The organism is Archangium sp. (assembly GCF_036388035.1).
Classification (GTDB): Bacteria; Myxococcota; Myxococcia; order Myxococcales; family Myxococcaceae; genus Archangium.
In genome coordinates this window covers 1-9,097 of record NZ_DASVSO010000182.1, presented here as the reverse complement: position 1 = coordinate 9,097, position 9,097 = coordinate 1, and the positions used below count along the sequence as shown (strand labels likewise).

Sequence of the window (9,097 nt, the reverse complement as noted above, 5' to 3'; positions counted from 1 at the left end):
TAGGTGCTGCGTCCTGGCGTGGGCTCGGTGTCCGTGGACGTGACGAGCAGCAGCACCGGCGTGGGCATCATCACCGCCAGCCCCCTCGTCATCAACACCAACCAGTCCAGCGTCCTCACGACGTTCGACCCGGTGAGCGCGGGCACCACCACGCTGTCCGTCAACACACCGGCGGGCTTCTCCACGCCCGGCAACTACAAGCAGATCACCGCCACGGTGACGGCCCCGAACCTCACCGTCTACGACGAGACCGTAGGGAAGGACCTCCAGACCTCCACCTACGTCTCGCTCGGCACCGCGGCCCCCACGGGCGGTGTCGCCCTGACGGTCTCGGTGGCGGACCCGACCAAGGCCCTGCTCTCCACGAGCGCCACCTCGGTGGGCTCCAGCTCCCTGACGTTCAACCTCGCCGCCGGCAGTTCCAACACCCCCTCCTTCTACATCCAGGCGCTGGCGGGTAGCGGCACTGTGCAGTACACGGCGACGGCCTCCGGCTACAACAGCAAGACGGGTACCATCACCCTGAGGCCCTCGGGCGTCATGGTGTCCACGTGTGTCGTCTGCGGCTCCACCATCAACACGACCACGTTCTCCAGCAACTCCAACGTGTACGTGTTCCTGGGCCGGCTCAACCCCGCCACGCTCAACTACGAGGCTTCCCAGGCGCTGCGTCCTGGCGTGGGCTCGGTGTCCGTGAACGTCACGAGCAGTGACCCCACCGTGGGCACCCTCACCCTCAGCCCCGTCACCCTCAACGCCAACCAGTCCAGCGTCCTCACGGCGTTCGACCCGGCCAACGCGGGCACCGCCACGCTGTCCGTCAACACGTCGGCGGGCTTCTCCACACCCAGCAACTACCAGCAGATCACCGCCACGGTGACGGCGCCCAACCTCACCGTCTACGACGAGACCGTGGGTAAGGATCTCCAGACGTCCACCTATGTCTCGCTCGGCACCGCGGCTCCCGCGGGCGGCGTCGCCGTGACCGTCACGGTGGCCGACCCGACCAAGGCCCTGCTCTCCACGAGCGCCACCTCGGTGGGCACCAGCTCCCTGACGTTCAACCTCGCCACCGGCGGCTCCAACACCCCCTCCTTCTACATCCAGGCACTGGAGGGCAGCGGCACGGTGCAGTACACGGCCACGGCCACGGGCTACAACACCAAGACGGGCACCATCACCATGAGGCCCTCGGGCGTCATGGTGTCCACGTGCGTCGTGTGCGGCTCCACCATCAACACGACCTCGTCCTCCAGCAACTCGAACGTGTACGTGTTCCTGGGCCGGCTCAACCCCACCACGCTCAACTACGAGGCCTCCCAGGTGCTGCGTCCTGGCGCGGGCTCGGTGTCCGTGAACTTGGCGAACAGCAACCCCACCGTGGGTAACCTCCTCGCCAGCACCCTCTTCATCAACACCAACCAGTCCAGCGCCTCCACGGCGTTCGACCCGGTGAACGGGGGCACCACCACGCTGTCCATCGGCACGGTCGCGGGCTTCTCCACCCCTGGCAACTACAAGCAGATCGACGTGACGGTGACGGCTCCGGACATCACCGGGCTGTCCAACCTCACCCTCGGCAAGGATCTCCAGGTCTCCACGTCCGCGAGCCTCGGGGCTTCCGCTCCCACGGGCGGCACCGTCCTGACCATCACCGTGGATGACACGAAGGCCCGGCTGTCCACCGCCGCGGACGTCTTCGGCACCAGTGGCACGCTGTCCTTCACCATCCCCGCCGGCGGCTCCTCCACGCCGACCTTCTACGTGCAGGCGCTGGCGGGCAGCGGCTCGGTGCAGTGGACGGCGAGCGCCACCGGCTACAACTCCAAGACGTCCACGCTGACGTTCTACCCGTCCGGCTTCGTCGTCACCGGCTTCGGGACGACCTTCAGCACCACCAAGACGTCCTCGGACACGACGCTCAACATCCACCCGGCGGCGCTGGATCCGTTCACGCTGAACCTGCACCAGACGCAGCAGCTGCGGCCCGGGCTCTCCAACGTCCCCGTCAGCGTCACCAGCTCCAACACGGCCGTGGGCACCATCACGCTCTCGCCCGTGGTGTTCACCGGCGCTGACATGCCCAACTACCGGACGACTTCGTTCCACCCGGTGGACGTGGGCAACACCACCCTCGTGGTGGCCGGCCCCGCGGGCTTCAGCCAGGCCAGCAACAACAACAACATCACCGCCTACGTCACGAACTGACGCGGGCGGGCGAGTGTCCCGCTGACACACGAAGGGGGGCCGTCGGGTTGCTTTCCGGCGGCCCCCTTCGTTCTTCCACTACTCCTTGCCCAGCATCCCGTCCTTGAGGCTTCCGTCAACGGGACTCTTGCCCAGCCACACCGCGAAGAGCGCGTCCGCGAAGTCCTTGCCCTCCACCGAGATCTTCTGGCCCGCCTTGCTCTCGATGGTGGTGCCCTTGCCCGGCACGTACGTCAGCACCAGCTCGTCCCCCTTCTTCAGGTCCGGGATGGCCGCGGTGAAGGTGTCCAGCCGCTGCTGCAGCGCCGGCAGCTTGTCGCCCGCGTTCTTCTTGAAGCCATCCACGATGGCCTCGGTGATGGTCTTCTTCTCCAGGTCGCGCAGCATGGACATCCGCACGCGCTTCACCTGGTCCGACTCGATGGCCTGCTGGGCGCTCGGCGTCGGGTTCTGCAGGTACAGGCCGGCCGCGTACACCTTGAACACGACCTTGGTGCGCAGGCCCGCGCCATTCAGCTTCAGCTCCTTGCCCTCGACCGTCAGCGTCTCGGGGAACTGCACGCCTCCCGCCTCCTTGGCGGCGACGGGGAGCGCGAGCACGACGGCCATCACGACAGCACACAGCGTGGCGTTCTTCATGAACTCTCCTGGAAGGTACGACGCCCCAGGTCTAGTCAATCGAACGCCCCGCCGTCGATGTTCCTCGCGGATGGCGCCGTGCGTCACCCGCGCCCCGCTACCCGTTCTTGCGGACGAACTCCTCCATGAAGGACACCAGCGCCTTCACGTTGTCCACCGTCACCGCGTTGTAGGTGGACGCCCGGATGCCGCCCACCGTGCGGTAGCCCTTGAGGCCCACCATCCCCGCCTTCTTCGCCTCGGCCACGAACTTGTCGTCCAGCTCCGGCGTGGGCAGCGTGAAGACCACGTTCATGTACGAGCGGGACTCGCGCTCCACCGGCCCCCGGTAGAAGCCCGCGTGCTTGTCGATGGCGCCGTAGAGCAGCTCGCCCTTCTGCCGGTTCCACCGCTCGAGCTGTCCGAGGCCGCCCACCTGCTTCACCCACGCCAGCACATTGCGGCACAGGTAGATGGCCAAGGTGGGCGGCGTGTTGTAGAGCGAGTTGTTTTCCGCGTGTGTCGAATAGCGGAAGATTTTCGGGATGTCCTTGCGGCCTCGGGCGATGAAGTCCTTGCGGGCCACGGCGATCAGCACGCCCGAGGGGCCCAGGTTCTTCTGCGCTCCCGCGTAGAGGAAGGCGAAGCGGCTCACGTCCATCGGCTTCCACAGGAAGTCCGAGCTCATGTCCACCACCAGCGGGACGCTGCCCACCTCGGGCCACGCGTGCCACTGGGTGCCGTAGATGGTGTTGTTGCTCGTCAGGTGGACGTAGGCGGCCTTGGGGTCCAACTGGAGCTCGTCCTGGCGGGGAATCCGCACATGGCGCTTGTCCGGCAGCGCCGTGCTGGCCGCCACCCGGGCCTTGCCCACGGTGAGCGCCTCCTCGTAGGCCTTCTCGCTCCAGACGCCCGTGAGGACGTAGTCCGCGCTGGCGCCCGGGGGCAGGAAGTTCATCGGCACCTGGGCGAACTGCTGCGAGGCCCCGCCGGTGAGGAAGAGCACCTGGTGGGTGTCCGGGATGCCGAGCAGCTCGGTGAGCAGGGAGATGGCCTCGGCGTGGACGGCGTCGTACTCCTTGCCCCGGTGGCTGTGCTCCATGATGGACATTCCAGAGCCCTGGAAGTCGAGCAGCTCGTCCCGCGCGCGCTCGAGCGCGGGCAGGGGCAGGCCGGCGGGGCCGGCGTTGAAGTTGATGACGCGCATGGCTGTGCCCTCGGGAAAGTGAACAACCGCGCGGCCATTGTGCCCCACCCCCTCCCAGGGGGAAGCAGGAAGCGCGGCGTCCGTCCACCCGCCAGCGTGTGGCCGTTCCCAAGGCCGGTGGGTCCATGACTCGGGTGGGTTCCTCTCGGGAGCTGACGGAGTGGGTCGTACGGGCCGCTCAGGGGGAGACTCCCGCCTTCAGTGAGCTGTACCGGCGGACGCGGCCCCTGGTGGCCCGGTTGACGGCCAGCTTCGCGCCGCTGGACCCGGACGAGGTGGAAGACGTGATCCAGGAGACCTATGTACGCGCCTTCAAGGCCCTCCCCCGGCTCAAGGAGCCGGCGGCCTTCGAGGCGTGGCTCCTGTCCATCGCCCGCAACCGGGCCCGCACCCGGCTGGAGCGCAAGGGCCAGACGCGCCGGCTGGATGACGAGGTCTCCGATCCCCAACCGGAGACGGTCGCCCTGGTGCCCGAGGCCCTCCAGCTCGAGCGGGACATGGCCGTGGTGCGCCAGCTCATCGACGAGCTGCCCGAGGGCGAGGAGAAGAAGACGGTGCACCTCTTCTATGTGGATGGGCAGCTCTCCGCCCGGGAGATCGCCGAGAAGCTCGGGGTGGGCAAGAGCGCCGTGACGATGCGCCTGGAGCGGTTCCGGGCCCGAATCAAGCAGGAGCTGCTCCGGCGCGTGCTGGCCGGACGGTGGGAGTAAGGATGAGACACCTGGATGCCGAAGCCCTGCGCGCCCTGTCCGCCGGAGAGCCGGAGGCGGTGGCGTACTTCCGCGAGCACCTGGCGCACCCCTGCGAGGCGTGCATGGACGTCCTGGCGAAAACCCCCGGCCCGGGGTTGCTCGACGGCCAGGTAGACGCCCTGCTGCTCCACCTCTCGCCGACCCGGCAGGAGGAGCCCCGGCTGGACGAGGTGGGGGATGCCCGCATCCGTCGCGCCCTGCGGGGCCCCGGGCCCATGTGGCGCCGGGCGGCGGTGGGCGTGGCGCTGGCGGCGGGCCTCGCGGGGCTCGTCGTCCTCACCCGTGCCGAGGTGGGGCCTCTGCCGCGGGACAAGGGCGCCTGGGACGGAACGAAGGGCGTGGGCCGGCTGGCCCTGGAGATGTCCGTGGTGGCGCGTGGGCCGGGCGACAGCCTGCGGCGAATGGACCCGGGCACCACCGCCTCGGATGAGGAGGTGCTGGTGCTGCGCTACCACGCCACCGAGGCCGGCGAGGCCCTCCTCTTCCAGCAGCGCGGGGACGCGGCGCCGGAGCTGCTCGGCCGCTTCCCACTCCAGGCCGGCACGCACGAGCTGGAAGGGCCCCAGGGGCTGGTGGGCATCAGCCTGGAGGGCGAGTCCGGAGCCCTCACCTTGTGGTTGGTGGGCTTCCCCTCGGGACAGGTCTCCCCTCCTGAAGAGGTGCGTGAGGCTCTCACCCGTGGCGACATGGACGAGCGCTCCGCCCTGGCCATCAACCGGTTCGACCTCCACGTCCAGGGCCATTAAGGGCACAATCCCAGCCCACGGTGCGGCGCCTTCCCTCCATCCTCCTGACGGTGCTCGCGGCCTGCGCGAGTCCTGGCCCGCTCGAGAAGGGTGGCAAGGGCGGGCTCGTGTCCGTGAAGGTGGACGAGACGAAGCTCTCGGAGGCCTACGCGCCCCGCCGCCTCGCGCTGCTGGTGGGCGTGTCCCAGGTCCAGGACGCGCAGTGGCGCGATCTGCGCTACGCCTCCAAGGACGCGGAGGACCTGGCCTCGGCGCTGAGGGACTCGACGCGCGGCCACTTCGACCGGGTGCGCGTCCTCACCCGCCCCGAGGAGACGACCCGGGCCTCCATCCTCGCCGCGCTGCGACAGTTGCGGCAGGAGGCCACGCGGCCGGATGACGTGGTGGTGGTGTACTTCTCCGCGCACGGCACGCTGTCGCGCGATGGCAAGGGCGAGCTCAAGCGCTACCTGGTCACCACGGACGCCTCGTACCGGTCCATCGCCCAGACGGCGCTGTCCATGGACGTGCTCAAGTCCGAGTTCGATCAGCTCCCCTCGCGCCGTCGGCTGATGGTGCTGGCCACGTGCCACAGCGGCAGCGGCAAGTCGCTGCTGCCCCGCGAGCTGGAGGCCGAGCTGGCCGGCATCAAGGCCGGCTTCTACGCACGCCCCCTGGAGGAGTCGAGCCGCGCCTCCATGGTGTTCGCCGCCTGCGACTGGGGCGAGACGGCCCGCGAGGACGAGGGGCTGAAGAACGACATCTATACCCACTTCCTCATCCATGGGCTGAATGGCGCGGCGGATCGCAACATCGACGGCGCCGTCACCGCCACCGAGGCGCATGACTACGCGCGCCGCCACACCTACGGCTTCACCGAGGGGCGGCAGCGGCCCTCGGCGGAGATTCTGGAGGTGGGCGCGGATCCCGTGGTGCTCTCCGGCCGCATCAACCGGACGGGCCGTCCGGAGCTCTTCTCGTACAACCCCCGGCTGGACGGCTTCACGCTGAAGGTGGACGGCGAGGAGCGCACGGAGCTGCCCGGGGGCACCGCGGTGAAGCCCGGGCGCCGCACGGTGGAGCTCACCAAGGGAGATGACCTCCTCTTCCGTGAGGTCGTGGACATCGCCGCGGGCGAGCGGCTGCCGCTGGAGCGCCTGCTGTCCCAGTCCTTCCCGCGCCGCTCGCTGGCGCTGGTGGGCGGCATGTTCTCCTTCGTGGACGCGCGCAGCCGCAACGAGTTGCTGCCCGCCTCGCCGGAGCTGGCGGTGGTGCTGCGCCTGGAGGAGCGCCCGCTGCCGGACCTCAGCCTCGTCTTCGACGTGAGTGGCAGCCGGGGCCGGCACCGCCTGGACCTGGTGCCCGGCAGCTCCGTGCCCTTCACCTATACCTCCTTCTCCCTGGGGGCCTCGGTGCCCTACACGTGGCGGTGGCGGCGCCTGTCGCTCTACGCGGGCCCGCGTGTGGCCGCTCTGCTCCTCCAGCGGTCCTTCCAGACGGAGGCCTTCACCGGCAGCCAGCAGTACTTCACCGTCAGCCCGGGCGTGGTGGGCGGCGTGGTGTGGCGGCTGAACGAGCGCATGGAGCTGATGTCGCAGCTCCAGACGATGGTGACGTACGTGGTGGTGGACGGACAGGGACAGGCCGTTGGTTTTTCCGGCGGATGGGCCGGCGTGGGGTACCGCTTCTGATGCGCCAGACCGTCTACAGCGTGGTGATGGCCCTCGCCCTCGTGGCGAGCGCGTGCGGAGGTTTCGACAACACCCCCTTCCGGACGGGCACCGTGCGAGGCCGCCTCACCGAGGCCAACCCGTCGGTGGCCCTGGTGTCGCTGGTGGGCAGCCCGGGCCTGCGTGGCACCGTGGCCGAGGACGGCGCCTTCGTGCTGGAGCGCGTGCCGGCCGGCGCGGGGGAGCTCTTCATCGTGGCCTCGGCGGACAGGGCGGTGCGCCTGCCGGTGGTGGTGCAGGGAGGCGGCTCCACGCAGGTACGGGACGTGGTGCCGCACGCGGCCGGCTTCCTCGAATTGAGGGTGCGAGCGCCCGCGCGCCAGCTCGTGGGCAACGGGCAGGTGTCCGTGGTGGGCACGCCCTTCCAGCGGCTGCGACTCGAGGCGGACGGGAGCCTGCGCGTGGGCCCGCTGCCGGAGGGCTGCTACGGCCTGGAGGTGTCCGTCCCCGGCTTCCTGGTGAAGCAGGTGGACGCGTGCGTGGGCGAAAGCGAGCACAGGGAAGTGAAGGTGCAGATCTCCGCGCCGGACGCCGACCCCCTCCACCGCGGCTGCGCCGTCAGCGGCTGCGAGCGTGGCAGCCACTGTGCCTCGGATGGCCGGTGCGTGGAGTGCGAGTCGGATGCCCAGTGTGCCCCGGGCCTCTCCTGCCGGAACGAGCGGTGCGAGGGCCCCGGTGCCCTGTGCGCCCCCTGTGATGGGGACTGGAAATGCGCGTCCGGCGCGCGCTGCGAGGATCTCCCCGAGGGCGGCACGGCCTGCGTGGCGAGGTGCGACGACAAGAGCGGGTGCGCCCAGGGCTTCAACTGCCAGGGCGGCCGGTGTCTGCCCGAGACGGCCCAGTTCGCCGGCTGCTTCGCCTACCGACAGGTGGGCACGCCCTGCGATGGCGACGAGCGCTGCTGGGACAGGGGCATCGCCCAGGGCCTGTGCGTCGAGGGCATCTGCACCTTCCGCTGCACCACGAACGCCGAGTGCCCGGGACCCTTCGCCTGCGCCGACTCGGCCACCGGCACCATCTGCCGGCCACGGCGCTGAAGGGCGAAGGGGGACACCTTGGGACACCGGCCGATGAAGACGCGCTCCCTGCTCGCCCTCCTGTGTGCGCTCGGGGGTTGTGAGCGCCAAACACCTCCGGCGCCGACCAACACCCCACCCGGCATCACCCTGGAGAGCCCCTCGGGGGGACAGGTGGTGCGCACGGGGCAGGCGCTCCAGCTCACCGCCCGCGTCGAGGACGCCGAGGACGGCGCGGCGCTCGATGAGAGCGTGGTGTGGGTGGCCTCGGGCTCCGGCCAGCTCGCCCGCGGAGGCTCCCCCACCGTCACCTTCTCCGAGCCGGGGGAGCAGACACTCACCGCCACCGTCATCGACTCCGGTGGACTGGTGGCCAGCGCCTCCGTCGTCCTCCAGGTGCTCGACGCCCGTGCGCCCAGCGTCGTCATCCGCGAGCCGGCCTCCGGCAGCGCGTGGAACCTCGGACAGGTGCTGCCGCTCCATTGCGAGGCCCTCTCCGCCACCGGCACGCCCCTCCCCGAGACGGCCCTCCAGTGGTCCTCCGAGCTCTCCGGCCCCCTGCCCTCGGGCGCGCGGGCCCAGGTCACGCTGGGAGTGGCGGGCGAGGACACCCTCACCTGCACCGCCACGGACCCGAGCACCGGGGCGAGCACCACCGCCCGCGTGCCCGTGACGGTGAAGTCCACCCAGGCCCCCGCGGTGCAGATCCTCCGCCCCGAGGCCGAGCTGTACGTGAAGGCCGGCCAGCCGGCGCCGTACTCGCCCAGCGTCCTCTTCCGCGCCACCGCGCTCGACTTCAACCTCCCGAGCGGCGCGGACGCCCTGGCCGAGGCCGTCGAGT

Annotated in this window: 8 protein-coding genes; 6 read left to right on the top strand and 2 right to left on the bottom strand. The window is 70.1% G+C overall.

Annotation, left to right across the window (positions count from 1 at the left end):
- Positions 1-18: 18 nt before the first annotated feature.
- Positions 19-2,208 (top strand): hypothetical protein, encoded by a 2,190-nt coding sequence (locus VF697_RS07960; RefSeq protein ID WP_331092900.1) that lies wholly within the window; start codon positions 19-21, stop codon positions 2,206-2,208.
- Between the two features lie 78 nt (positions 2,209-2,286).
- Here VF697_RS07960 and VF697_RS07955 read toward each other — a convergent pair whose 3' ends face one another.
- Both VF697_RS07955 and serC read right to left on the bottom strand, forming a co-directional pair.
- Complete coding sequence (locus tag VF697_RS07955) at positions 2,287-2,847, bottom strand: chalcone isomerase family protein (protein WP_331092899.1); 561 nt, start codon at positions 2,845-2,847, stop codon at positions 2,287-2,289.
- A gap of 97 nt (positions 2,848-2,944) precedes the next feature.
- On the bottom strand, positions 2,945-4,033 hold the full coding sequence (gene serC, locus VF697_RS07950; RefSeq protein WP_331092898.1) for a 3-phosphoserine/phosphohydroxythreonine transaminase: 1,089 nt from the start codon (positions 4,031-4,033) through the stop codon (positions 2,945-2,947).
- A gap of 125 nt (positions 4,034-4,158) precedes the next feature.
- On the opposite strand from serC, the gene VF697_RS07945 reads away from it, so the two are divergent.
- The 5 genes from VF697_RS07945 to VF697_RS07925 all read left to right on the top strand — a co-directional run.
- Positions 4,159-4,743 (top strand): RNA polymerase sigma factor, encoded by a 585-nt coding sequence (locus VF697_RS07945; protein ID WP_414641258.1) that lies wholly within the window; start codon positions 4,159-4,161, stop codon positions 4,741-4,743.
- A 2-nt stretch (positions 4,744-4,745) separates the two neighbouring features.
- The gene (locus VF697_RS07940) at positions 4,746-5,531 is read left to right on the top strand and encodes a hypothetical protein (protein ID WP_331092897.1); all 786 of its coding nucleotides are present in this window, start codon (positions 4,746-4,748) and stop codon (positions 5,529-5,531) included.
- A 20-nt stretch (positions 5,532-5,551) separates the two neighbouring features.
- Complete coding sequence (locus tag VF697_RS07935) at positions 5,552-7,201, top strand: caspase family protein (protein WP_331092896.1); 1,650 nt, start codon at positions 5,552-5,554, stop codon at positions 7,199-7,201.
- The gene (locus tag VF697_RS07930) at positions 7,201-8,277 is read left to right on the top strand and encodes a carboxypeptidase regulatory-like domain-containing protein (protein WP_331092895.1); all 1,077 of its coding nucleotides are present in this window, start codon (positions 7,201-7,203) and stop codon (positions 8,275-8,277) included. Before VF697_RS07935 ends, VF697_RS07930 begins: the two co-directional genes overlap by 1 nt.
- A 33-nt stretch (positions 8,278-8,310) precedes the next feature.
- Positions 8,311-9,097, top strand: a 787-nt coding sequence (locus tag VF697_RS07925) for a PKD domain-containing protein (protein ID WP_414641257.1), incomplete at its 3' end; no start/stop codon positions are given.

Bases quoted from the DNA above. Each gene is read 5' to 3' on its own strand.
- VF697_RS07930 (WP_331092895.1), top strand. From the start codon at position 7,201: ATGCGCCAGACCGTCTACAGCGTGGTGATGGCCCTCGCCCTCGTGGCG.
- VF697_RS07955 (WP_331092899.1), bottom strand. From the start codon at position 2,847: ATGAAGAACGCCACGCTGTGTGCTGTCGTGATGGCCGTCGTGCTCGCG.
- serC (WP_331092898.1), bottom strand. From the start codon at position 4,033: ATGCGCGTCATCAACTTCAACGCCGGCCCCGCCGGCCTGCCCCTGCCC.
- VF697_RS07940 (WP_331092897.1), top strand. From the start codon at position 4,746: ATGAGACACCTGGATGCCGAAGCCCTGCGCGCCCTGTCCGCCGGAGAG.
- VF697_RS07945 (WP_414641258.1), top strand. From the start codon at position 4,159: ATGACTCGGGTGGGTTCCTCTCGGGAGCTGACGGAGTGGGTCGTACGG.